Raw genomic sequence first — 26,330 nt, forward strand, 5'->3', positions numbered from 1 at the left:
ATATGTTCGAATTTTTAAGATCTTATATCATTTATATGGCTTTATTGTCAGGAACGATTGGTTTGTTTGCACTGCCAAAACTTCCTAGCAATAAAGCTAAATTTTTAGTACTTTTAATCTGGTTTTCTATCGTAATCGAAATTATAGGCTATTATTTCACCGAATGGACTGGTTTGCTGAATTTTTACGTTTATAATTTCTACATGCTTGCCAGCCTTTCTGCCTATATTTTACTTCTAAGAGCCTTATTGACTAAAAAAGATCATAGAATTTCGGCTATTCTTTTTTTAATTCTGTTTATTGTTTCTTTCTTTTTAAATATTTTATATTTCAAAGAAGACATAAACCGTTCTTATACCTATAGTTTTGCAATTGGTGTATTAGTAGTTTTAATATTATCCTGTCTGTATCTGATCGAAATATTCAATTCAGAAAAAATATTGAATTTTAAAAAATCGGTTTTTTTCTGGTATATACTCGGCATACTTGTTTTTCATGTTCCTTTTACACCCTTTATGCTGGCTATCAATTGGTTTCTAATCAAGCAGGACGATTCTATCTTTAGTTTGGTCTTGTTTATTTTAAATTTTCTGGCGCATAGCTGCTTTATAATTGGATTTATATGGAGCGAAAAGAAATACAACTATTAGTTATTTCCCTGGGTATTGTTTTCTTTACCCTAATCGTTATTTTGCTTGTAATTTTCTTCTATTTTTTAAAGAAAAAAAATAAGTTTTTGGTAGAAAAAATGGAAGCCGATTTGTATTTCCAATCTGAATTGGTGAAAACAAGAATTGAAATAAAAGACCAGACTTTATCTGAAATCAGCAAAGAACTGCATGATAATATTGGCCAAATTATTTCGGTTGCTATTATGCAGCTGAATATCTGCATTAGCAGCAAGGATGTCCAAATCAACGAACTTAAAGATTTAAAAACTCTTCTAGCGAAATCTTTAGACGAACTAAGAATTCTTTCGAGAATTATAAACAAAGACAACTTACTTCAAAACAACTTTCTCGAAGCCATTCAGCAGGATTTAGAAAGAATTAAAAAGCTCAAAAAGATTAAATTCAATTTTAAGCAAATTGGAGTAGTTCCTACAATAAATAAAGAGCACGAACTCATTATTTACCGAATTTTCCAAGAAGCGCTTCACAACAGCTTAAAACATTCCAGAAGCGATTTATTTGACGTTCATATCGAAACCACTGATTCTCTTTTTAAATTAAAACTAAAAGACTTTGGAATTGGTTATGACCTAGAAAAGTCAAATTCAGGAATCGGACTAAACAATATGAAATTAAGAGCCAAGCTTATTGGCGCAGAATTAATTCTAAATTCAGACAGCACCGGAACCAGTGTTACTATCGAATATCCTTTAACCCAAGACCATGAAGACTAACCTTAAAAGAAAAATAATAATTGTAGACGATCATTTGCTTTTTTCCCAGTCGCTTGAACTACTGATTAAAAGTTTTGGAGATTATGAAGTTATAGAACGTTTTGAAAACGGAAAAGTTTTTATAGACTATCTGGAAGAAAATAATTCTACTGAAATCGATCTTATTTTATTGGATGTTAATATGCCAGTTCTTGATGGATTAAGTACTATGCAATGGCTTAAAGACAATAGGCCTGACCTAAAAGTAATTGCTTTGTCTGTTAATGATGACGAAGAAATTATAATCAAAATGATTACAAACGGAGCAAAAGGCTATCTGCTAAAAGATACCTCGCCTGAAATTTTTAAAGAAGCAATTGAATGTGTCATCGAAAAGGGTTTCTATTTTACCGAGCTTGTTTCTGGAATGCTGATTAATAAAGTCAACAGTGATAACAAAAAGATCTGTTTAAAAGAAAAAGAGATTGTTTTTATCAAACACGCGTGTACCGAAATGACGTATAAAGAAATCGCATCAGAAATGTGTCTAAGCCCTAAAACCATTGACGGCTATAGAGAATCGCTTTTTGATAAATTGGAAATAAAAACCCGAATCGGACTAGTGCTTTATGCTATTAAGCATAAAATTGTTTTTGTTTAATATGTCAAAGCTGCAAAAACAGGGTATGCCGCAATTTTTTCTCTACCGTTAAGAAAAGTCAGTTCCATCAAGAAATTGCATTGCGCGATTTCGCCTCCTAGTTTTTCAACTAATTCGCAAACTGCTTTTGCGGTTCCTCCAGTTGCCAATACATCGTCATGTATTAAAACTCGGTCTCCTTTTTTTATGGCATCGGTATGCATTTCAAGACTGTCAGTTCCATATTCTAATTCATAAGAAGCTGAAATGGTATCAAACGGAAGTTTTTTGGGTTTCCTTACGGGAACAAATCCAGCATTTAATTCTTGAGCAAGCAGCATTCCGAAGAAGAAACCACGTGATTCTGCACCAACAACCTTGTCTATTTTTTGATTTTCTAAAGAGTTCACCAAAATTCTTAAGCAATTTGTTCGCGCTTCGGGGTCAATTAGCAAGGGAGTTATATCTTTAAACAAAATTCCTTCTTTTGGAAATCCCTGAATATCACGTATATAATTTTCAATCTTCATTTTTTTTTATTTTTCTGTTATTTTTCGCTTGTATATCTCACTTTTATGTCTATCTTTGCACCCGCAATAAGCAATCAACAAAGCTACAAAAAAATAGCTAATTGATAACAAAAAGGCCTCGTGGCGCAACTGAATAGCGCATCTGATTACGGCTCAGAAGGTTACAGGTTTGAATCCTGTCGAGGTCACAATGCCAAATGGCGCCAATTGAATACAATTGGCGCCATTTTTTTATAATGTATTATCCTTGTTTACTTTTTCCTTAGTTTTAATTAATGATTCTGTTGCAGCTGCAAAATATTCTTGTTGGTTTTCCTATAATCCTAAAAAATCATATCCTAAATTCTATCATTTTACGTATGATTTCTCTACCGTAGTAATTTTTATATCATCTTCCTGCAGCGAATTTAAAAAATCTCCCGCTGCAAATGCTTCTCCCAGTGTCTTTACACCGTTTGAAGCTGCTTTTCCTGATAAAATTCTATTAACCGTCTCTACGACTAAGGGAGCAGTCACAGCATAAATATCTTGGCCTTGAGCCGAAATTCTTCTTTCTTCATTACCTTTTAAAGCAACGACTTCAAGACTAAACTGCTGTGAAGATCTGTTTTTTTCATCTGTCGGTTTTGGCTCTGGCGTACTGTTGTTTCTAAGATCGTCTAAAGAGTTCTGACTCAAATACGTATTAACCGAATTTACATTTAAATGGTTCGAAATCGTAATGATTTCTGAAAGAGGCAGACTTACAACTTCTTTGCAGCCTATTGGCTCTTTAAAATTCCATTCTTTTGACGGAGTTGGTTCAAGTTCCTTTAAGCGGTTGTCCTTGAACGTTAATCTTTTGTAGTGGTTTCTATATCCTGTCAATCTTGTCCCTTTTGTAGGATGCCAGGAATCCAGACCAATATACACGTTTATTTCATCTGTATGCCCCCACTCCTTTGTTAATTGAGTTGCCAATATATCGGCCAATCCACCATAAAAGGCAGCTGCTGGTATGATTAAAATTTCTTTATTTTTCGCTTCTTCTGAAAATTCATCAATAATATCCAACACTGGTTTTTGTTCTGCCGATAAATCAATATAATGACTGCCAGACCTTAAAGCTGATTTAATTATGGGTGTCGCAGTATCTAAATATGGACCGGCAGCATTTATAATAATTTTGGCGCCTTTAAAAGCTTCGTCTAATGATTTTGGATTATTGATGTCTGCCACTTTTATTTCTGAATCGGGAAAAAACGGAAGCAAAGCAGTCAATTTCTCCAAATCTCTTCCAGAGAGAATCAAATTTCCATAACCTTGTCTGTAAAGTTCTGCTACAATAAACTTTCCTGTATGTCCGTATGCACCGTAAACTACAATAGTATTTTCCATGAATCGTTTTTTTAGGTATCATCTTATCGATGATTATTTAATATTTGAAAGGTTGTTTTTTTATTTGAATAAGCAATAACGCATTTTGCGTTGTAATTAACTGTTGCATTGATTTTTTAAGTTGATTGCTCATTTCATTAATCAATTTTTGTTTTAATTGATACTCTTTTTTATTTTCAAAAGATGTAATGGCAACCAAAAGATTCTTGTCTTGAAAAACTGGAAGTCTAGGAAAATCATTTTCTTGCATTTCACTAACCCAAAGTGTTGTACTATTGATTCCCACGCTTTCTAAAAATGGCATATATTCAGCATTAAAAAGAGCAATTACTTTGTCCAGTGTACTGTTGCAGCGATAAAAATCCACCACAACAATTTTATGACTTGCGTCTAGGAAATTGGCTGAAATGTTTGTCACAAGCGGACGCAGCAAATAAACGTTATCTGAATTGATCATCATATCATTGGCTCCTTTTCCAAAATCTTTCCAAGTTTTACTGTCAACATAGAAATTATTTAAAAATTTTATTCTTGTTTCCATATTCTTAAACCCCCTAAACCAGAAAAATCTATCATTTACTCGATCAATTTTAAATTGTCCCAAAGTAAAACCGCCAAGATTATGCATTGGAGCAACAAAATGAGCATTGAAGTACTTTTTAAACCCGTCTGCTGTATTGTGCTTTAATAAATAATTGCGAAGCTCTAATACCGTAATTTCTTGATTATTTGATTCCTGGGTATTTGTCATTATTCTAAGTATTTAAAATGATTAAAAACGGAGTAAAAACAACCTATCGCGAATGAAAATCGGAATCTGTTTAATAAAATATATTAATAATTCCTCTAACAAAGAAAACAATATAATATCTTTACCACAAGTACATACAAATAAGTACCTTACATACCAAAACTATACTAATACTGAAAATCAGCATTTTAAAAACAAAAAAAATGGCAAAAAAAATAAACGTAAAAGCATATTGCCCAGTTGATTACGCTTTTCAGCGAATTGGAGGAAAATATAAAGGCCGAATTTTATGGTCGCTAAAAGATGACATCTTACGCTATGGCGAACTAAAAAGGAACATTGAAGGAATCACACCAAAAATGCTCACACAGACTTTAAAAGAATTAGAAGCTGACGGATTGATTTTTAGAAAAGTATATCTCGAAGTACCGCCTCGAGTTGAATACTCGTTGTCTGAAACAGGTATTGAGTTAATTCCTTTCATCAACCAAATGAGTGCTTGGGCTGAAAAACAAATGGCTTTGATTTCGATTTAAAATGCAATAAAATAGCATTTAGAATGTGGAAGTTGCTGTGAAAAAAAAATCTTAATAATCAACGATTTCTATCAATCCCTAACAGTACATCTAAACCAAATTCAGAAAGCCAATGGAAGACAGACTCTACATGTAGTAAGCCAATATCTTTAAATCTTCCAAAAAAGATGTTGAATTTTCTTTATTTAATGTAAGAATAAAAAAAGATAAATGCGTAAATCTGTGGAGCAGCAAAAATAAGCATAAATATTAGTTAGCCCAACGAAAGAATTCGATATTTCTAACACCTTAGTTTGACACTAGGTAATTGTGCAAGTATCACTTGCACAATCGGAAAATGAGTTCCAATCCAATTAAAGATACGATATACTTTAAATTTCGAACAAAAAATCTTTGTTGGCATAAAAATTACGATCATAATAAGACAGCTAAATATTCATTTTGTCGATTCAAAACTTTTAAAACCCAATACATTTAAAAACATCTAAAACAAGAAAAGTAACCTTGAAAACTAGTTTGATTTTAACAAAATAATACACATTATTTTAGCCAAAATCTTCAAAATGATGCGAAAAATTCGAAATATTATCTAATCAACTGATAAAAGTTATAGATTTGTTCAAAATCAAAAGCAATTTCATTCCTTAAATGGAAAATACCACAACAGATATTTTTTTATGGCAACAGATCAAAAAAGGTGATATTACCGCTTTTGAGAAGCTGTATGATACCTACGCTGATGTTTTGCTTACTTTTGCTTTACAATATACTAACGAAACTTCACTTGCTAAAGATGCTATTCATGATGTGTTTTTGGACATTTACAAATACCGAAGCGGTCTTGCCGAAAGTGTAAATGTAAAATCATATTTGTTTAAAATTACACAGCGAAATGTTTTAAAAAAACATAAAGCTACGCAGAAAATATTTTCTCTAAGTACTGATTACGATTCTGTTATCCTAAAAGAGCTTTCTTTTGAAGATGCTTTGATCGAAGAAGAAAATCATACAGCGCTAAACTCCAGACTGGCTTTTGCAATTGAAGAACTTACCGAAAAACAGCGCAAAGCATTATTCTACAGATTTAACGAAGACAAACCTTATGAAGAAATTGCTTCTATTTTGGGCATTTCTATCGAGTCTTGCAGAACACTGATTTACAGGTGTTTGAAAGAATTAAGAAAAAAACTTTAAAAAAAGGTTATTTTTTATGTCTATGTTTTACAAGAGTTGTTCTCTTAGTATTATATACCCCATAAAAACATCGCCTTGCAAATTAACTTTAACAAAATATCGAACGATGAAAAAGACTCTTTAAAGAGTCAAATTCGTCATGGACTAATAGAACTGGAGCAAAAAGAATCCAGAATCAGGAATAAGAAAAGATTAATTGCCTTTTCTGCAGCTGCCAGCGTAGCATTATTGGCCGGATTGTTTATTAGTCGAACTCCAGAAAGCAAACCTAAAACAGATTTAGAGCTTTTTGCTGAAAAAGGAGAAACAACAATGTCTAACGCAGACTTAGAGAATATCTCTCTTGTACTGCAAGACCAAAAAACTATTGCTGTACAGGACAGTTCAGTAATTAGTTACGGAAAAAACGGTGAAAAGGTAACAGTTGGAACGCAGTCAATTAACACAAATGCTAACAGCACTTCTTTTAATAGAGTTAGAGTTCCTTACGGTAAAAGAACGCAGATTGTTTTAACTGACGGTACAAAGGTTTGGCTGAATTCAGGTTCATCCTTAATTTATCCAGCTCAATTTGATGGAGCAATTCGTGAAGTGTATTTAACTGGTGAAGCAGCGTTTGATGTAGCGCACAACAAAGCCAAACCCTTTTTTGTAAAAACAAAAGAATGCGATGTCCGTGTACTCGGAACGGTTTTCAATGTAAGCTCCTATCCTGAAGACCAGACAGTCCAAACTGCCTTATTACAAGGAAAAGTTCGAATTACGTATAACAAAAAAGGACTGTTAAGCAATAAAGAAATTCAGGAAGATTTAATACCTGGAATGATTGCCACAATCGACAAAGATAATAAGCAAATTAAAGTCGAACGAAAGGATGTTGCTTCAATATTATCTTGGAGAGAAGGTTATTTTACTTTCAAAAGCCAGTCTTTGAACACGATTTTACGCAAACTTTCAAAATATTATAAAATTGAATTTATAAAAGGCGATAATTTAAATCTTGATGCTAATTACTCCGGATCATTCGCTTTAAATGAAAAGCTTAATTCGTTGGCAACTACTTTAGCGAGTATTACCAACAGCAACTGTACCGTTAACGCAAACCAAAGAACTATTACAATTAAATAAATAAAAAAATCAATTCTAAAACCACCAAAGCCTATGATAGAAGACCAGAAATAAACATATCAACCTTATTTGTAAAAACTAACCAAAAAAAAACCAAAAGATGTTGGAACCATCTTTTGGCATTGTAGAACAATAGTCAACGCTAATTGACTATATCTTAAATTCAAAACAAAATTATGAATAAAAAACATAATTCAGAAAAGTATTTTTCTGAACGATACCACTATTACCTATATCTGCTGCTTATGAGATCTGTTACTGCATTTATTTGGATAAGTATGTGTAGTTTATATGCGAACCCTTCTTTAGGACAAAATAAAATACATGTTCGTTTCAAGAACACGCCACTAACCGAGGTATTTTCTACTTTAGAAAAACAGACCAACTATGTCTTTTTCTATAATGACGATGTGCTAAAATCTGCCAATACCATTACATTGGACAAAGATGCTACTTTAGAAGAAATCTTAAATAATGCTTTTACCAACAACAATCTTACTTTTGATATTATTGATAAGCAAGTAATTGTAAAGAAAAATAAAAAGAAAGCAGAACAGCTGGAATATGAACTAACAGGAAAAGTTACCGACAAAAATGGTGCTCCGATGGTTGGCGTAAACGTAGTGCTAAAAGGAAAACAAACTTGGGATATTACTAGAAAAGAAGGTGATTACCGAATGAGGGTTTCTCCTTATGATACTATTGTTTTCAGCTCTTTAGGATATAAGACTGTAATCGTAGCCGTTAACAATAAAAGAATAATCAATGCTACACTTGTGCCAGATGTTATGGAACTCCATTCTGTTGAAATTCCTGCTTCTAACGGTTATACTGAAATCCCGAGAGAAAGAGTTACGGGAGCTATTGGAGTGATAGGCGCAAAAGAACTTGCTGAGGTTCCAACAGTAGACATCCAGTCAAGACTGGAAGGAAAACTTGCCGGAGTAAATGTTGATCCCAGAACAGGTTCAATAAGTGTCAGAGGAACAAATAATTTCAGCGGAACAGGACAGCCGTTAATTGTTATTGATGGTTTTCCGCAGTCAAGAGAAGATTTTGCCTTTTCTAAAAGAGGCGTACCGGGAACTTCTATTTTAAGTTTTCTTAATCCAGATGATGTAGAAAGCATTACGGTTTTAAAAGATGCCGCCGCAAGTTCAATTTGGGGATCAATGGCTGCTAATGGTGTTATCGTGATTACAACCAAAAAAGGAAAAAAAGGTGAGCCATCTATAACTTTTAATACTACTACAAGTATTGGAGAAAAAATAGACTTGGGAAAACTTCGTGTTATGAATACTGCACAATACATAGATTATGAAAAAGATCTTGTGGCTGGCGGATTTGTAGCTGATAATATTTCGAACTGGCAAGCCCTTAATCCTAGTGCAGCACAAGAAATAATGTTTAGACAAAAAAGAGGGCAAATCTCTGTTTCTGAAAGAGATGCATTATTGAGCCAGCTGTCGCAAAATGATAATTTGGGGCAGATAAACAGATATTTATTAAGAAATTCAGTTACGACCCAATACGATTTATCTATAAATGGAGGAAACGAAAAAAGCACTTATTATCTCTCTTTAGGCTATAATAAAGATCAGGCTGCAATGCAAGGAAACAATTCCCAATCTTATAATATCACATTAAACAATTCTTTTCAGCTTAAAAGCTACTTAAAGTTAAATACAGGAGTAAATTACGTTCCAAGTACCTATCAAAACAATAACGTTGCAAACGAAGCTCTTTCAAATGTATCGGCCACAGCCTTGCGACCATACGATATGATTGCTGATGAAAACGGAAAAGGAATTGACCGCTATTTCCTTTTCAGACCAGAAGTCGCAAAAGGATTTGAAGCAAAAGGATACTTGCCTTGGTCTTACAATTATTTAGATGAGCTGAATTATTCTAACGTGATAACCAAAGGTGCTAATTTAAGATTAAATGCCAGTTTAACAGCAACAATTACAGATTGGCTAAATTTTGAAGCGTCTGGAATGTACACTAATATTACCAACAAAATCAAATCTTTGAGTGAATTAGACAGCTATTATACTCGAAATATGATTAATCAGGCAACATCAGTTAATACAGCTGGAAAATTAGTTTATGGTATACCCTTAGGATCTTATTTGTATAATACCAATTCCAGCAATGATACTCAGAGTATGCGTTTTCAGATGAATATCAATAAGAACTTTAACGAAAACAACAGTTTGCATTTCTTAGCTGGTTCTGAAATTAGAGAAGAACGCAGAGAAGGTTCAAGCCAGAGATACTACGGTTACAATATTGATACTAACTCAGGACAATCGGTAAACCCTACAGTGTATTATACTACTGTTTACGGATGGCAGAGCATTATTGGAAGCACTGATAATAGTATTAGCAAATCAAGAAACCGTTATTTATCCTATTACGGACTAGGTTCTTATGATTATAAGAACCGTTACCATGTTTCTGGAAGCATTCGTTTTGATGATTTTAATCTATTGGGAGCTTCTAGAAAAAACAGAGCATTGCCATTATGGTCTGTAGGCGGAAAATGGGACATCAATAAAGAAATTTTCTTAAGCGATGTAAACTGGTTAAGCAGTTTAGCATTAAGAGTTACTTATGGAAAATCTGGAAGTTCGCCTGCTGGAGGATTTGGAAGCCAGAGTCCTGTAATCAGTATTGGATCTGTCGATTTCAACACACAATTACCAACAGCTTCTATTTCTATCCCTGAAAACCCTGAAATTAAATGGGAAACAACAGCAACACTAAACTATGGGTTAGATTACGGATTTTTCAAAAATCGTTTACGAGGAAGTCTTGATTTATATTATAAAAAAACGAATGACATTCTAGCAAGCCTTCCTTTCAATCCAACTTATGGGTGGTCATTTGTAACGTATAATACCGCTTCTTTAAAAGGTCATGGTGTTGATCTGTCTCTTTCAGGAACAGTTATAAATACTGCCTTTAAATGGAACACTAACTTTAATTTCTCATATAATACCAATGAAGTAACAGACTCTCGTTATGTATTAAACAGCACTAATCAGTATTTTGGTTCAGCTGCTATGGTTGGAAACAGTATTGGTACTATCTATGCTTACAACTGGGCCGGACTAGATGCGACTGGGCAGTCTCAGGTGTATAAAAAAGACGGTACAATCGTTAACTCTACTCAAGGAATTGCTGCCATAGATAAAGACGATTTGAAAAAAATGGGAACTTCTTTTGCTCCTTATTTTGGAGGATTTCTTAATGATTTTTCTTTCAAGAATTTCAAATTAGGAGTTCAAATAACTTATTATGCAGGACACGTATTTAGAAATACCGTATTACAAAATTATCCTTCATATTCTGGCGTACAGTCTGGAGCTGTTGCTAAAGACGAACTAGTGGCTAACAGATGGAGAAAAGCAGGAGACGAAGCTATTACAAATGTTCCTGGTCTTACCAATATCAGCTTTAACAGCTTGAATCGTTATCAGATGGCAGATATTAATGTGCTTCCTGCGGACAATATAAGATTGCAACAGATTTCTTTAGGATATAATGTGCCATCAGAATGGCTAGAAAAAACATTTATTAAGTCATTAAGTTTCAATTTTGCCGCTAGAAATCTTGGATTGCTTTGGGTTAAAAATGATTTAGGAATCGATCCGCAATACTTGTCAAACGCTAATTACAATACACTTGCACCACAGCGTAATTACTCGTTACAATTTAATTGCACTTTTTAATTTAAAAAACAGATTATCATGAAATTTCTAAAAACCGCATTATATATAATCCTTCCTTTGCTTTTACTAAACTCGTGCCGAGATTATGTTGAAGTTGAACAGGTTGGAAATAACAGAATTTTAAAATATACTTCTGATTACAGGGCATTGGCTAACAACTATAACGATATGACTTCTTCTGGAGGAATCTATCTTATTGCTAATGCAGATGTTGAATTTCCGACAACTTATCAAAACGGAGTAAGTACGATTTGGGCAAACAGCTATACTTGGCAGGAGAGAATTTATGATCCCTCTCAGGGCGATTCAGACTGGATCGGATTATACAAAGCAATTTATTACAGTAACGTAATCCTAGATGGCGTAATGAGCAGCCAAAAAGGAACAGATGCAGAAAAAAAAGAAATCTATGCTGAAGCTTTTGTGCATAGAGCATTTGCTTACTTGCAGCTAGTAAACACTTACGGACCTCAATTTGATCCAGCTTCTGCGAATTCAGAAAAAGCTGTGCCTATTTTATTGAAACCTGAACTGTTTTCTTCATTAGACAGAAGCACTGTTGCTCAAGTTTACGATCAAATTATATCTGATTTAAAGAATGCCTTAGCCAATGATATTCAGGATTCTCCTCCATTTAATGTGCTTCCTTCTAAAAAAGCGGTGTATGCATTACTTGCAAGAACATATCTATATATGGGGCAATATCAGTTGAGTCTTGAAAATGCAGAAAAAGCTTTACAGATGCAAAATGGCCTGATTGATTTAAAAACATTTGCTTCTGGCTACAGTTATCCCGTTCTGATTCAGAATCCTGAAGTAATATTTTCTAAAACTTTACTCAATACCTACAATAGAGCTCCTTTGTCTCCTGATTTATTAAGCAGTTTTGGAACTAATGACTTGCGCTACGATTATTATACAATTGCTGGTAATATCGCCATCTCTCCTACTTACACAGGAAAAGGATTTGGAATTGCGACTTACAGCAATACAAACGGTATAAACGTTGGGGTTTCAGTGCCAGAAATGTATCTTATCGCAGCAGAATGTTATGCGCGAGGCGGACAGCCGCAAAAAGCAGTTGATTATTTAAATATCTTAAGAGCTAAACGTTTTAAAACAGGAACAGCTTACAGTGTTACTGCGGCAACAAACAAGGAAGCTTTGGATTTGGTTTTGGCAGAAAGACAAAAAGAATTCATTGGGCGCGGTTTCCGCTGGTTTGATCAAAGGAGATTAAACTTAGACCCTGTTTACAGAAAAACATATACGCGAGTTTTTAAAGGACAAACCTACACTTTAGAGCCAAACAGCAGCGGATACGTATTCCCAATCAATCAAAATTATATCGATCTAAGCCCTGAACTGGGGAAATAAAAATTACAATGTTTACAAAAATTAAGAATATCAAATTATTGGTATTGGCATTCTGCGCCTTTACCTTACAGGTTACCAGCCAGGAAGTTAAATCAAGATTACAAGGAATGGTAGACATTCCGATTCCTGGAGCAACTTTCAGCATGACGTATGATCCAAAAGGCGGACCTTTAGAAAATATTAAAAATATAAGCGGTTATGCTTACGTTTTTAATGATTACAGATGGGAAATAGAAGACCTGAAAATGAAAAAAAATGGCGCTGTTTACAGTGCCGATTTTACAGTTCCAAAAAACTGTGCTTTTATGGCTTTCAAATTCTATGGCAATACCGAAAACGGATTAGTTACCGATACTAATCAGGATACGGGATATATACTGGTTGCTTTTAAAGAACCAAAAGTAAAAATGCCCGGCGCCGATTTAGCTTGGGCAACTTTTAGAAATAAGAATTTTAATGGCCAGTTTGGAGGTTACTTCAAAGATTTTTCTATCGATGGCGATGCTACAGAATATTGGTTAAAAAAAGAAGTAGCTACTAATGGCAACAGGTTTCCAGAGTTTTTTGATACTTATTTCAAAGTTCTGAAAGTACAAAAACCTGAAAAATTTGATGAATTGGGTACTCGTTTCCTTGGGGATTTTACAAAAAATATGAAAGGAATGCCTGAAGAAGTTTATCTTAAAGTACATCACCTTTATTTGTATGATCTAAAGAACAAAATAAAAGCAGATTCTGTTGAAAATGTAATTGTAAAACAATTTCCAAAAGGAGCATTTTTAAGGCAAAAAGCCTATCAAAAAATTATGCCGACTGCAGATGCGATAGAAAGAAATAAATTAATTGCACAGTTTTTAGATGATTTTCCATACAACTCTGAAGTACCATCATCTCAGAAGTATTTTTATGACAATATTGTAAAAATGCAGTTTACTAATTATTTTGAAAACAAAGATTACAAAACCATTTTGGCTATGATTCCAAACATGAATTTTGCAAATCTGAACGATGCTTATCATCAGAATATTTCTAAAGCACTGTACTTAAAAACTGTTGACGCTACAACTATTGAAACTATCGCGACGCCCATGATTAAACTGATGCAGGCAAAGGTAAACGACCTATCTTATATGTCGGGATTGTACTGGTCACCAAACCAAGCGACAGAAAATGCTAAAAATCAGCTTAACAACGAATTAGTGATCCAGATTCGAATGTATGATATGCTGAAAAAATACAAAGAAGTTTTAGAAACTTTCGAATTGCTTCCGTTTGAAAAACGTTACGAAAAAGCAAGCGTAAACGATATTCATATCAAAGCTTTAGAATCGTTCTACAAACCAATTATTGAGGTTTTAAAAAATGCGGCAAGAGCCAATACTTTATCTGAGGGCGCAACTGCAAAACTGAAAGAATTGTATTTGAAAGAAGGCAAAAAAGAAGCTGATTTCCCTGCTTATTTGGAGCAACTGAAAAAAGAAAACAAAACAGAAGAAAAAATCGCTCTGATTGATATCACCGCTCCTGCAATTAAAGTGCAGTCAGCAGATGGCAAAACAAAAGATTTGGCTTTAAACAGCGGTAAAATTATCGTAATCGACTTTTGGGCAACTTGGTGCGGGCCTTGCAAAAAATCGTTTCCGGCAATGCAGCAATTCGTAAACGACTTTAAAGATGATAAACAAGTAGAAGTTTATTTTATCAGTACTCAGGAAACTAAAGAAGGCTATAAAAAAGAGGCCTTGGCTTATCTAAAAGAAAAAGGTTTAAAAATTACGCCTTATTTTGACTTAGTTAAAAAAGGAGGTGGAACAAACAATGCTTCTTTTGGCCAATATGCCAAAATTTTTAATTCAAGCGGTATTCCTAGAAAAGTTGTGATTAAAGACGGAAAAATCCGTTTTACATCTGAAGGATATTCTGGAAATCCAGGACAATTAGTAGATGAACTTACAAATGTCATCAATGCTTTAAAAAACGAATAATTGCTTTTTGAAAATCAAAAAAATATGAAAAAAATAGTTTTACTATGTGCACTCTCTTTGGGTGCACATAGTTTATCTGCACAGAAAAAAGCAGTAGACGAATCGGCATACCAATCGTGGCAGCGAATTAACAGCAAAGCTTTATCCTACAATGGAAAATGGATGTCGTATAATACTGTTTTTCAAGATGAAGAAAAAGAAAACAAAAAGCAAATCATTATTCAGGAAGCTCCAAAAGGAAAACGATTGGTGCTGGAGAATATCAGTGATTTAAAGTTCATCGGAAAAAAAGACTGGATTCAGTACAGCAAAAATGACAGCACGCTTTTGCAGAATTTAAAAACAGGAGCTAAAAAACTTTGGAAAAGCAAACATTATACAAATGCACTTGACGGAACCGATTTCCTATACTACACTCGCCCTGAGAATCCAAAAGGAAAATTCTTCTTGCAGCGTTTGGTTTGTTACAATTTAGAAAGCAATGACAGTACTTTTGTAAGCAACATTAAGTCGTCACGTTTTTTAAAAAACAAATCAATTGTTTATGTGCAGATAGAAAAAGATCAAGTCTTTCTAAAACATGGAACAATTGGCGGCAAACAAGAAACTATTTACAGCGGAAAAGCTTCTGATTTTGGCGATTTTCAAATAAACGATAAAGAAAATGGCGGCAGTTTTACTTTGAAAGGCAATAACAGCTCCGATTTTAATGTGGTTTATTCTTTTAATCTGAATAATACTTCTACAAAAGTTTCATTCAACTACGATGATATTAAATTAGACGAATCTGGTTATTCGATTTCAAAAACAGCATACGGATTAAACGAAAACACTCGTTTTATTACGCTATTAGTAAATTCTAATAAACGTCCTGAAAATACACAGATTGCAAAATCGAATATTGAAATCTGGAGATCAAATCAGGGAACTATGGAGCGCAGACAGGAATTACTAAGAAATACGAAAACGCTTCCAAGTGAACAGAAATTTATTTATGACATTCAAAATAAAAAAGTAATCAAAATTGCTTCAACAGGCGAATTTGATCAAGTTTTAATTCCAGAATCTGGAAACTTCAAAGGTGTTTTTGCCATTGATAAAAAACCATATGCTGTAGAAGTAGATTGGACTTTTAATGAACGTAACGATGTATATTGGATTGATGCTTCGACAGGAAAATCTACCAAATTGCTTACTGGAATTTTCGGAAGTCCCACTTGGAATCCGCAGGGAACTTTTGCTGTTATGTATGATGAAAAGCAAAAGATCTGGACCGTTTTCGATACCGACTCTATGCAGTTTAAAAACATTAGTTCGCAAATTCCTTACTCAGTTTCTGATGAAAATGTGGACATGAAATCGGCTTATAGCGCATACGGAATTGCAGGCTGGCTAAACAACGGAAATACAGTAGTTCTTTATGATCAGTTTGATTTGTGGGCAATCGATCTTACGAATCAGAAAAAGGCTTATTCGCTCACGCAAGGTTACGGAAGAAAAAACAATGTAGAGCTTCGTTATAATGAAACAGGCTTTATAGGAGATTTAGACACTAAAAAATCAATTACTTTCATAGGTTTTGATATCACAAGTAAATCAAAAGGAGTATATAAATTAGCTAATAATAGTACGATTACAAAAGTATTTGCTAATGCTGATTATAATGTGCGAATTGAAGCTGTTTCTGGAGATAATTCAAGTGTACTATTCAGCAAAGAAAGCTATACTATTTTCCCAGATTTATGGTGGGGCACTGCTAATTTTGGTTCACAATCTAAAATGACAGGTATAAATCCGCAGCAAAAAGAATATGCTTGGGGAACTGCAAAAGTATTGACATGGAAAAGTTTTAACGGAAAAGAAAATCAAGGAAACCTTTATCTTCCAGACAATTACGACAATAAAAAAACATATCCCGTAATTGTTCATTTTTACGAAAAACATACCATAGATTTTAATGCATATCAGCTGCCAGAAGTTAGTTCTTCAAACATTAATATTCCTTCATATTTAAGCAGAGGATATATCGTTTTTCAGCCAGACGTTCATTATGTTTATGGTGATGTTGGAAACAGCGTTTACAATGATGTCATGAGCGGTGTCGACTATTTAATTGCAAATGGTATTACTGAAAAAGGAAAAATCGGAATTCAGGGACACAGTTTTGGAGGTTACGAAACTTCTTTCTTAACCACTAAAACAGATCTTTTTACTTGTGCAATTGTAGGTTCTGGCGTAAGCAACTTTACTGCCAATTATCCTGTTATGAGATCCAATGGAATTTCGACTATGTTTAAATACGAAGCCGATCAATATCGTATGGGAAGTTCAATGCACGATAACCTTGACGGATACATTAAAAATTCGCCTTTATTTGCTGCAAAAAACATTAAAACACCAATTTTGATTTTCCATAATGATAATGACCGCGCAGTTCCTTATCAAGAAGGACAATCTTTATTCTTTGCACTTCGTCGTTTAGGAAAACCTGCTTTATTGGTAAACTATAAAAAAGAAGGACATACCTTAGACGATGCCAGCAATAGAAAAGACTGGACACTCAAAATGCAGCAGTATTTTGATTACTACTTAAAAGGTGCTGCAAAACCAGACTGGATGTAATTTAATTAAAATTATGAAACACATAGAAGCATAGATTTTTTTCTCTTTTTCTTTTGAGAGCAAAGAAGAAGCTAGCTTCGACACATAGAATACTATGTGAATTGATGCAAGTGAAACGCCTTTTATAAGTCTAGCAACTATGCTTCTATGTGTAAAAAAAACTATTGTTTGAGGGGTTCTCTCGAGACCTTCAAATGAATAGCTGGGACTTCTTATACCCTATTCCAACTAAAATTCAATCAAAAAAAAGAACAATAAGGATCAACAATGAAAACAAAATTAATTTTAGCGCATTTCCTATTTTTGGGTTTAACTCAGGTTTCTGCGCAGTTTAAAACTACTTTTCCACTGCCTAAAGAAGTGGCACATGGAACGCTTAAAAATGGAATGCAATATTTCATCATGCACAACGAATGGCCGAAAGACAGAGCCGATTTCTATTTCGTGCAAAATGTTGGAGCAATTTTAGAGAACGATGATCAGGACGGATTAGCTCATTTTCTGGAACACATGGCTTTTAATGGAACGGAACACTTTAAAGGAAAAGGAATTATCAATATGCTGGAAAAACAAGGTGTTTCTTTTGGAAAAGACATCAATGCTTACACGGCTTATGACGAAACCGTTTACAACATAAGCAATGTTCCGGCTGACAACGAAACTTTACTGGATTCTTGCATGTATGTACTTCACGATTGGTCAGGTTATTTACTTTTGGCCGACAACGAAATTGATGCAGAAAGAGGCGTTATTCGTGAGGAATGGCGCACCAGAAGAAACGCCGATTACAGAGCGGGAGAAAAAATAGACAAAGTAGTATTTCAAGGTTCAAAATATGCAAAACGAAATGTTATTGGAGATTTGAATGTCATCAATAATTTCAAATATCAAGTTTTAAGAGACTATTACAAAAAATGGTATCAGCCTCAAAACCAAGCTGTCGTTATTGTGGGAGATATCGATGTGGCGTTAATCGAGAAACATGTTAAAGAAATTTTCGGTTCTATACCAGCCCCAAAGAAAATCAACAAAAGGGAATACGAAAAAATTCCGGTGCAGAAAGACAATCGGTATGTTCTGGCAACCGATAAAGAATTACAGCGTTCGGGAATTTCACTTTGCTATACGATACCAAAACCTTTAGTGCAAAACGAAACTGAAATGGCGAAAAGCATGCAGGAAAGCCTTGCCATGCAGTTAATGAATATTCGTTTTGGAGAATATATCTTGAATAATGAAACGGCTGGTTTATCTTTTGGAATATCTAATAGCAATCTTTCTAGATTAGACAGCAAATTTTCATTGAATATTGCCCCTAAAAAAGGCAAATTTTTAGAAGCTTTTTCAGAAGCGTATAGAGAATATGAAAGAGCTATTCAAAACGGCTTTACACAGCAGGAACTAGACCGCTTGAAAACCAAAATGCGAAGCAGTTATGACAATCGTCTTGCAAATAAAGATAAAATCAGCAACGGATCCTGGGCAGAACAATTTCAGATGTATTTCCTAGAAGCCAATCCAGTTATGACAATGGATCAAGAGTACAAATGGATGAACAGCTTCTTAGATAAAGTTACACTCGAGCAGGTAAATGCCGCTTTTAGAGCTTTAGAACCAAAACAAAGTTTAATCTTATCGGTTTCTGCTCCAGAAGATGCTATAACTAAATTTCCAGAGGCAAATGAGTATTGGAATGCCATGAAAATCATTTCAAATACTAAACTGGAACCGTACAAAGAAGAAGAACTTACAGCTTCATTGGTAAAAGAGCAATTGACAGAAAAAGCGATTGTAAAAACCAGCGATATCAAAGCTTTCGCGAATGCGAAACAATATACTTTAGCCAACGGTGCAAAAGTGATTATTTATCCAACCACATTAAGCAAAGACCAGATTTTGTTTTCGGCTTACAGCGCAGGAGGAAATTCGCTTGCAGACTGGCAGTATCTTCCGTCAGCTCAGATTGCTACTGGTGTGGCTTCATATTCTGGTTTAGGCGATTATAAGTTTACTGATTTAAAAAAGAAACTAACTGGTAAAACGGCTAGCGTGAGTCCCTATATTGGAGGTTTGTATGAAGGTTTTAACGGAAGCAGCAATAAAGAATTTTTAACAACTTTGTTACAGCTTACTTACTTATATTTTCAGCATCCGAGATTTGATACGAATACTTTTGACAAAATTAAAGAACAGTACCAAAACAAACTCAACAATGCTCACAATAGCAACGAAAAAGCATTAAGCGATACAATTTCGGTTTTAAACAGCAATTATAATAAACGCAATTGGCTATTGAATCAAGACTTTATCAATGCTTTTGATTTTAATAAAGCAAAGAAATTCTATACTGAACGTTTTTCTAATGCAGCAGATTTTACTTTCCTTTTCGTAGGAAACGTTTCTGAAAAAGATATTGAAGTAATCAATACGTATTTAGGCAATATTCCATCAAACGAAAAAATAGAAAAATACGTCGATCATAAAATTTACATGAAAGACGGAAATACTGAAAAAACAATCTTCAGAACAATGGATACGCCAAAAACAACTGTTTATCTTCATTTAGAAAATCAAAATGTAATCTATTCTAAAAAGAACAAAATTCTGAGTTTTATAGTTTCGGAATGGCTGAAAAAACGTTATTTAGAAACCATTCGTGAAGAAGAAGGAGGCAGTTACGGAGTACAAGTTGGAGCCAATTTGTCACAATCGCCTTCCCCTTTATACTCTTTAGAAATCAATTTTGACTGTAATCCTGACAAAGCAGATGCGTTAATAAAAATTGTGCACGCAGAATTGGCAAGAGTACAAACCGAAAATATTCCTGCGAATATGCTGGAAGACATCAAACAATCAATCCTTAAGAATCATCAAGAACAGATTAAAGAGAATAGTTATTGGTTAAACGTACTGACATCGTATGTTCGAAACGACGAAACACCATTTGATATGGAACTTCTTAAAAATACATTAAACACCATCACGGCAAAAGATTTAAACGAATTTACAGTAAACGCCTTGAAGAAATCAAACAGTGTAGAAGTGTTTATGAAAGCAAAGTAAGAATCAATTTTAATCCCATTTTTTAGTTTCAAGGTTTAAAATATTCTTATCGATTTTTTTATTTTTTTTATTTTAATTAGTTTTAAAGGCTGTCTGTATGACAGCCTTTTTAGTTTCAAAATCATCTTAACAGCCTCCATTCAAATCTTTTCAGTAATGATTTAAATTTTTACTGAAAGGGATTACCGTGTGCCATAAAACCTAAATCGCTTATAGTAATTCATTGAGCAAACAAAGACAATTCTACGTTAATCATAACATTTTTTTCAAGTCCTCCATAATATTTGTAGAATTGTATGTTAGTTTACAGACATGAACCAATTGAGTTTTTATAATTTTTTGCATCAATCCCCAACAGGACATCTAAACCAAAAATACAAAGCAAATGGAAGACAGACCCTACATATAGTAAGCCAATTTCTTCAAATCATCCAAAAATGATTTTGTAATTTGTCCTGTCGAGGTCACAAAGCCAAATGGCGCCAATTGAAGACAATTGGTGCCATTTTTTATTTATGCTAGTAAACACGGCTGAATTTTAATCATTTTTTATTTTATTTCTTTAAAACTAGCAGCAAGCTGCATCAGGGTATGTATTTAAATGAAAAACAGTACATAGTTGATTTATGATTCGATAACTTAACACTATTCAAACACTAAGAATGACGAGGAACTATGACTCATAATTTCTTTTTTTCCTAATTATTGCTCAAAATCAGAATTAGAATTATTGCTTTCATTCTTTCAAATATAATTGTCGCTCGACTAAAGCAAAAAAATTGGTTTATTTCCTGTCCGCAATACAGGATTTTAGCTTAATAAAGACAATATTAAAAACAAAAAAGATAAGCAATACTGCTCATCTCTAAATTATTGTTCACCGATATTTATTCTATTCCAAGATCTTAGCAATCTAAATTTCCATACCGCTAGCTTTGAAGCAAGACCCAAATTTCCCTAAAACCATTCAATTCCAAAAGGTCGGGAATCAAAAATCCCTTATCGCTAACTTTGAAGCATTACCGGTCTTCTTCCAGCTGCTGCAAAGCTGCAAGCAGGGTATCTTTTATTTTACTGAACAAGCTTCCTATCATTTCTTTATCTTTACCTTCACTGCTCTGCTCCAAAACTTTAATTTCATCAATAATGCTAAAAATCCCCATGCTTTCAATGCTTGGCCTGATCTTATGCATTATCTGGCTCAGAGCTGAAAAATCACCTGAAGATATCGCCTTTTCCGCATTTGGAACCACCTCTTGGATCTGATCAATAAAAACTCTAACCATCTTTTCAACAAACTCAGCATTTCCCCTGCTTATGGATTCCAGATTTTTAAGGGTGTAGAGCTTCTCATTTTCTAGCGAACCCACTCCCCTGGCAATGCCCTCTTGCCGAACTATATGCCTAGAAATGGTTTCAATCAGGTCAAACTCTTCAAAAGGCTTGGTAATGTAATCGTTCATTCCCGCACTTCTGCATCTGTAGACTTCGCTTTTGAAAGCGCTGGCGGTAAGGGCAATCACCGGTGTCTGCAGCTTCAATTCCTCCCTTATTTTTACTGTTGCCTCTATGCCATCCATTTCAGGCATCTGAACATCCATTAATATAATATCGAAACTTTTATTTCTCAAAATCTCCAGAGCCTCCAGTCCATCAGCAGCCTCAGTGACAATGCAGTCGTAGTACTTCAGTGAATTGATGACAACCATCCTGTTGATGACATTGTCTTCAACCAGCAGAACGCTTATTCCAGAAATGTCGACATTGATTTCTTTTTCAGTCTTTCTGATGGCATTGATATTCCCTTTTTCCAAATCAATTACAAAACTGATCTCAGTGCCTTGCCCCTTTTGACTTTTAACCTTAATTTCGCCTTTCATGAGCTGAATCAGCTCTTTTGTAATGGCCATTCCCAGTCCTGTTCCGCCAAATTTCCGGTTAGCCGCTTTGTCCTCTTGAGAGAATTTATTGAATATTTTCTCTGCAAAACTTTGTTCCATTCCTATTCCCGTATCGATTACCGCTATTTCAAGTCTTTGAAAATTTTCAGCATCCTTCAGCACTTCGCATTTTAGAGTTATTCCGCCTCTACTGGTAAATTTTAGGGAGTTTCCAATCAGGTTAAACAGTATCTGCTCCAGCCTCAATATATCTCCTTTGAGTATTTTGTGGACATTTTTGGAAATCTGCCTGCTTAACTTCAGCCCCTTTTTCTTTGCCAATGGCCCAAGCACATTGGCAACATTGGCAATTACCTTCTCAAAAACAAAGTCTTCTACTTCCAGCGACATCTCGCCTGCTTCGATTTTTGATATATCCAGAATATTGTTGATGATAGACAGCAGGTGTCTGGATGCTACAGCGCTGTTTTCCACATATTTTTTCTGCAGATCTGTTAGCGGCTGCCTTTGCAGCTCTCTCAAAAAGCCGATTATGCCATTTAGCGGCGTTCTTATTTCATGGCTCATATTGGCTAAAAAAGCCTCTTTAGCCTTTGAGGCACGTTCTGCTTTGATTTTTTCCTTCTCAAGTTCAATCTCCATCTGCTTCTGCTCGGTAATATCCAAATGAATGCCGATTGATCCAACCAGATTTCCTTTGTCATCATAATTGGGCGCTCCCCCTATTGCCCACCACCTGAGCTGTCCTCCTTTATTTCTGACAGGCATCTGATAAACATCCGATACGCCTTTTTCCCTTAATTTTTTTTTAGCTTCCAATTTTTCTACATTATCGCCGAATGCAAAAGCATCTGAAGCCCTTAAACCGATCAGCTCCTTGGCTTCAAACCCGGATATATCGGCAAAACTTTGATTGGCATATCGGATTATGTCATCATTATCTACTTCTATCAGCCCAAGATTCATATTGGCTATAATATTTCGATACTTCTCCTCTTGAAGCTTTAATTTAGATTCCGTTTTTTTCCTTTCAGAAATGTCCTGCATGAAAGAGCAGAAGAAAACCTCCCCGTTCTGTTCTAAGGGTATTATCGAAACTTCCACGGGAAACTCATATCCGGCCTTATGTAATGCGGGAAGCTCAATCTGTTTGTTTAAGACAGGGCCATCACCTGCCTTGAGATAACGCTTTAGGCCTCTTGAATGTTCTTGGCTGTGCCGTTTAGGTATTATGGTATCATTTAATGTCTTGCCTAAAACCTCTTCCTTCCTCCATCCAAAAATAATCTCTGCCTGGCTGTTCCAAAAAGTTATTTTTCCCGATGTATCAATGGTTACTATCGCATTGAGCGACGAGTTCATGATAATGCGGTTGCGCTCCTCACTCTGCTTGAGCAGATTTTTGCTCTTTGTGCTCTGCGTCACATCGTTGGATTTCCAGAGATCACCAATGTATTCATTCTCCACCATTATGGGTATGTAATCGCGCTCAAAAAAGCGGTTGTCCACTGTTTCAAGTATTTCTCCGGTAACAATTTCTTTGCGAAGCAAAATTTCATCTATCCTCCTTCTGTAGGCTTCTACGTCTTTAAACAGCAGCTGGGCATCATCTATATATTCACTGGACTTTTTGCCAATCATTTCATCAGGCAGAGCCTTAATGCCGCGCATATCGCATAAATGCTGGTTCACAAACAAAATGGTGCCGCTGCTGTCCTCAACTAAAATTCCCGATTGCAGGTTTTCCAATAATGCCTTTAAAAACTGTGCGGTCTGCACTAATTTTTTCTCCGTTTCCTTCCTTTTTGCGATCTCCTCACCTAAATATTTTGAAATAAAAAGAAGATCATTCTTTTCATCTTCTTTAATAGATACATACCTCTCGTCCAGCTCATTTAGGCTTTTATACAAATTTAGAATTGACAGCTGTTTTAAATTGTACTCATTTCTTAAATTCTGATGCACCTCGTTATACTCCTTTTCGCTTTCCTGGAAAGAATGATCCATTAGATCCTTATCCCTTTCGAAAGATAAATACGAATCATTAACCGACTTTATAAAGGATTGGAAAGATGGATTGTCCTGCAGCTCGGCAGGCAGATTTTTATTTATCTGCCTCTGCAAAAGTTTATGAAGCTCCATAACTAATTCATTTCATTAATGCAGGTGATGGTCATGGTCTGATTATGCAGTATGCAGTCTCCAAATGGCTTTAAGGGCGAAATTTCCCCATACGAATAAAATCCTGCAATAGCGGTATTGCCAAAAATCTCTGACACGGCCTCAACTTCTTCATCGATTCTGGATCCCAAAATTAATTTTCTTCCGACGCAGCTGATTAAGAGAGCCAGCTTAGGAGCAAAGCTATTAACCTGCAGACAGGACAAAGCGGCTTCGCTTGCCGCATCTATGAGGCGGTCAAAATTAGCTTTCATGAAGCGCACCCTGCTGCCTGTTGGAACATCGCCCGCAAAAGTCATGGTTTGATTTTTTTCGTCTATTGACAGGATGGTTCGGACAATAGGCTCATCTGTCCCGTCAATTTTAATTGACAGCGGAAAAAGAAGCGCCGAACCTGGCAGTTCTTCAGCATATTTCCCCAAATAAATCTTGTAAAGATCCAATACGTTTCTTCCGTCGATTTCATATAAAACATTCCCTTCTGCTTTTGTAACCAGCCTCTCCAACCCGAAACTTTCCCACCCGCCCAATGAGCCATGTGAAACCAAGAGTTTCTCGCCATAGAATCCGATCGCTATTATCTTGCCCTGTTCCGGCATTCTATTCAATCCGACGAGTGTTTTTTCAAATTTTGCTCCGTCGCCAGCCAGACCGCCTACAATTAGTACCTGCTCTTCTTTCACCGAATTCATTCCATTTGCCAGCTCGCTACCATTCACCTTTCCTCCATCGGAAAGTATGAGAACCAATTTTAAATGATTCTGTCTAAACTTCCTTATCAGCGAAGAGCCTGCCTGAAAACTATTCTCAAAATCTGCTATATCAACTTCGCAGGTTTTAATTTGAGTCGAAGAAAATTTAATTGCTGTCAGGCTTATGGTATTGTCCATCACTTCGTTCCCATAAATTTCCCCGGCTGAAGAGCATAAGACCAATTCCGAAGATGGGAATCTTTTCCTTAACTGGGTGAAAATTTTCCCATCTGCCAATAAATCCCTTGAGCCAAAGCCTAAAACCAGCTCGCAGTCAGCGAAATCTAAATTATCATTATTGAATTCTTTTTTGAAAGAATCGTTTTCAAATAAAATGGCAGCTGTTTTCATTTAAATCGCTTTTTAGTTTGACTGATTTGAATTAAGTTATAAATCCCATTAAGGCCGTTTTAGCGCATTATTGCTTTTTCAGGCTATCAAGCATAATTTTCGAAGCAGGCTCCTTTTAGTGCCTTATTTTTTTAGCAGGAAAGGATCCGTTTTCATTTCTGTCTCCAAAAAATGGGCCTTCAGCAATAGCAGCGTTTTTTTCATACATTGAGCAGGGCCAAAATCGATAGGATGTCCCTATGTTCTCCGGCATTTCCTGAAAATATATATTCGAATAATTTTCTTTATCTATAGTTTCTCAAAAAAAAGAAGCATCTTCAAAAAAAAAGAACACACTCATCTTCAGTTCATTATATTTTTATTATACTAAAATACAAAAAAAATCCTACACATTTGACGCTTAAACGAAAAATATTGCATTTCATCGAGGTTTCATAAGATCTTAAAAAAATAACTCAAGAAGGATTTACGAATCATTTTTTTATAAGGCAAAACTTTATTATTATCGAAATGAGACATAAAAAAAGGCCTTTCTTCAAAAAAAAACACCTTTTGCCTGGCAGCGTGAATAGACTCGAACCATCACCTTACCAATCTCACTAAACCATCCGCGATCAAATAACTCTCAAATATATCTGTCGGTAAAATCAATCGCACTCTTTACCAGCTACACCATCGCCGGCCAAAAAAACAAAATCAAAACAAAAACAACAATAAAAAGATCTCTAAAAACTAACTAACTAACTAACTAACTAACTAACTAACTAACTAACTAACTAACTAACTAACTAACTAACTAACTAACTAACTAACTAACTAAC

16 protein-coding genes and 1 tRNA gene are annotated in these 26,330 nt (G+C 34.9%); 12 read left to right on the forward strand and 5 right to left on the reverse strand.

What is annotated here, in order from left to right:
- Positions 1 to 2 precede the first annotated feature (2 nt).
- The 3 genes from BLP44_RS09075 (at position 3) to BLP44_RS09085 (ending at position 2,045) form a co-directional block, all read left to right on the forward strand.
- Complete coding sequence (locus BLP44_RS09075; RefSeq protein ID WP_066034705.1) at positions 3 to 650, forward strand: hypothetical protein; 648 nt, start codon at positions 3 to 5, stop codon at positions 648 to 650.
- An 86-nt stretch (positions 651 to 736) separates the two neighbouring features.
- Complete coding sequence (locus BLP44_RS09080; RefSeq protein WP_244511710.1) at positions 737 to 1,405, forward strand: sensor histidine kinase; 669 nt, start codon at positions 737 to 739, stop codon at positions 1,403 to 1,405.
- On the forward strand, positions 1,395 to 2,045 hold the full coding sequence (locus BLP44_RS09085) for a response regulator transcription factor (RefSeq protein ID WP_091131925.1): 651 nt from the start codon (positions 1,395 to 1,397) through the stop codon (positions 2,043 to 2,045). Before BLP44_RS09080 ends, BLP44_RS09085 begins: the two co-directional genes overlap by 11 nt.
- Here the strand turns inward: BLP44_RS09085 and BLP44_RS09090 are convergent.
- Positions 2,042 to 2,554 carry an adenine phosphoribosyltransferase gene (locus BLP44_RS09090; RefSeq protein WP_091131926.1) on the reverse strand — a complete coding sequence of 171 codons (513 nt, stop codon included), beginning with the start codon at positions 2,552 to 2,554 and terminating at the stop codon, positions 2,042 to 2,044. The two genes, BLP44_RS09085 and BLP44_RS09090, sit on opposite strands and share 4 nt — an antisense overlap.
- Positions 2,555 to 2,668: 114 nt before the next feature.
- Between BLP44_RS09090 and BLP44_RS09095 the strand changes: the two genes are divergently transcribed.
- A tRNA-Arg gene (locus tag BLP44_RS09095) sits at positions 2,669 to 2,742 on the forward strand.
- A 160-nt stretch (positions 2,743 to 2,902) separates the two neighbouring features.
- On the opposite strand, the gene BLP44_RS09100 is transcribed toward BLP44_RS09095, so the two are convergent.
- Positions 2,903 to 3,931, reverse strand: a complete 1,029-nt coding sequence (locus tag BLP44_RS09100; RefSeq protein WP_091131930.1) for a saccharopine dehydrogenase NADP-binding domain-containing protein — start codon at positions 3,929 to 3,931, stop codon at positions 2,903 to 2,905.
- Between the two features lie 37 nt (positions 3,932 to 3,968).
- A complete protein-coding gene (locus BLP44_RS09105; RefSeq protein ID WP_091131934.1) occupies positions 3,969 to 4,682 on the reverse strand; it encodes an NIPSNAP family protein in 714 nt (237 codons plus the stop codon).
- Positions 4,683 to 4,885: 203 nt separating this feature from the next.
- Between BLP44_RS09105 and BLP44_RS09110 the strand changes: the two genes are divergently transcribed.
- The 8 genes from BLP44_RS09110 (at position 4,886) to BLP44_RS09145 (ending at position 20,324) form a co-directional block, all read left to right on the forward strand.
- On the forward strand, positions 4,886 to 5,218 hold the full coding sequence (locus BLP44_RS09110; protein ID WP_091131938.1) for a winged helix-turn-helix transcriptional regulator: 333 nt from the start codon (positions 4,886 to 4,888) through the stop codon (positions 5,216 to 5,218).
- Between the two features lie 648 nt (positions 5,219 to 5,866).
- The gene (locus tag BLP44_RS09115; protein WP_091131942.1) at positions 5,867 to 6,412 is read left to right on the forward strand and encodes an RNA polymerase sigma factor; all 546 of its coding nucleotides are present in this window, start codon (positions 5,867 to 5,869) and stop codon (positions 6,410 to 6,412) included.
- A gap of 75 nt (positions 6,413 to 6,487) precedes the next feature.
- On the forward strand, positions 6,488 to 7,540 hold the full coding sequence (locus BLP44_RS09120; RefSeq protein WP_091131947.1) for a FecR family protein: 1,053 nt from the start codon (positions 6,488 to 6,490) through the stop codon (positions 7,538 to 7,540).
- Positions 7,541 to 7,716: 176 nt separating this feature from the next.
- Positions 7,717 to 11,277: a SusC/RagA family TonB-linked outer membrane protein gene (locus BLP44_RS09125; protein WP_091131951.1), complete on the forward strand. Its 3,561-nt coding sequence runs from the start codon at positions 7,717 to 7,719 to the stop codon at positions 11,275 to 11,277.
- Positions 11,278 to 11,295: 18 nt separating this feature from the next.
- Positions 11,296 to 12,654 carry a RagB/SusD family nutrient uptake outer membrane protein gene (locus BLP44_RS09130; protein WP_091131954.1) on the forward strand — a complete coding sequence of 453 codons (1,359 nt, stop codon included), beginning with the start codon at positions 11,296 to 11,298 and terminating at the stop codon, positions 12,652 to 12,654.
- An 8-nt stretch (positions 12,655 to 12,662) separates the two neighbouring features.
- Complete coding sequence (locus BLP44_RS09135; protein WP_091131957.1) at positions 12,663 to 14,639, forward strand: TlpA family protein disulfide reductase; 1,977 nt, start codon at positions 12,663 to 12,665, stop codon at positions 14,637 to 14,639.
- 24 nt (positions 14,640 to 14,663) lie between these two features.
- Positions 14,664 to 17,261, forward strand: a complete 2,598-nt coding sequence (locus tag BLP44_RS09140; protein WP_091131960.1) for an alpha/beta hydrolase family protein — start codon at positions 14,664 to 14,666, stop codon at positions 17,259 to 17,261.
- Between the two features lie 267 nt (positions 17,262 to 17,528).
- Positions 17,529 to 20,324: a M16 family metallopeptidase gene (locus BLP44_RS09145; protein ID WP_091131963.1), complete on the forward strand. Its 2,796-nt coding sequence runs from the start codon at positions 17,529 to 17,531 to the stop codon at positions 20,322 to 20,324.
- A gap of 1,019 nt (positions 20,325 to 21,343) precedes the next feature.
- Here BLP44_RS09145 and BLP44_RS09150 read toward each other — a convergent pair.
- Together BLP44_RS09150 and BLP44_RS09155 are read right to left on the reverse strand one after the other, a co-directional pair.
- Complete coding sequence (locus tag BLP44_RS09150) at positions 21,344 to 24,367, reverse strand: PAS domain S-box protein (protein ID WP_091131967.1); 3,024 nt, start codon at positions 24,365 to 24,367, stop codon at positions 21,344 to 21,346.
- Between the two features lie 2 nt (positions 24,368 to 24,369).
- Positions 24,370 to 25,509 (reverse strand): FIST signal transduction protein, encoded by a 1,140-nt coding sequence (locus tag BLP44_RS09155; RefSeq protein ID WP_091131970.1) that lies wholly within the window; start codon positions 25,507 to 25,509, stop codon positions 24,370 to 24,372.
- Positions 25,510 to 26,330: the final 821 nt, after the last annotated feature.

This window comes from Flavobacterium anhuiense, assembly GCF_900101855.1.
Taxonomy (GTDB): Bacteria; Bacteroidota; Bacteroidia; order Flavobacteriales; family Flavobacteriaceae; genus Flavobacterium; species Flavobacterium anhuiense.